This window comes from Paenibacillus sp. 2TAF8 (assembly GCF_052114825.1).
Classification (GTDB): domain Bacteria; phylum Bacillota; class Bacilli; order Paenibacillales; family Paenibacillaceae; genus Paenibacillus.
Window position 1 is genome coordinate 1 of sequence record NZ_JBFRFN010000079.1, and the last position, 381, is coordinate 381.

Here is a 381-nt window from a genome sequence, read left to right on the forward strand (position 1 = left end):
GGCCCAGATCGTGCGCGACCTCGGCGCCGACCACGTGATCCTCTACGACCACGAGGATGTCGCAGCGAGGGTGGCCGAGATCACGGGCGGGGCCGGCGTGCCGGTCGTCTATGACGGCGTCGGCAAGGACACCTTCCAAGGCAGCCTCAAGAGCCTGGGCCGCCGCGGGGTGCTGGTCACCTATGGCAACGCCTCGGGTCCCGTACCGCCGTTCGCGCCGCTGGAGCTGGGGGCCAAGTCGGCCTTCATCACCCGCCCTCGCCTGTTCGACTACATCGTAACCACCGACGAGCTCGACGAGAGCGCCGCGGCCCTGTTCGAGGTCCTGGCCTCGGGCGCGGTGAAGATCGACATCGGCCAGCGCTTCCCGTTGGCGGAGGC

The 381-nt window shown here is 69.8% G+C and carries 1 protein-coding gene; it reads left to right on the forward strand.

The genetic code is table 11. From position 1 onward, the window contains the following. The coding region (locus tag AB4Z30_RS30100; protein WP_441931234.1) for a zinc-binding dehydrogenase at window positions 1–381 on the forward strand (381 nt) is incomplete at both ends.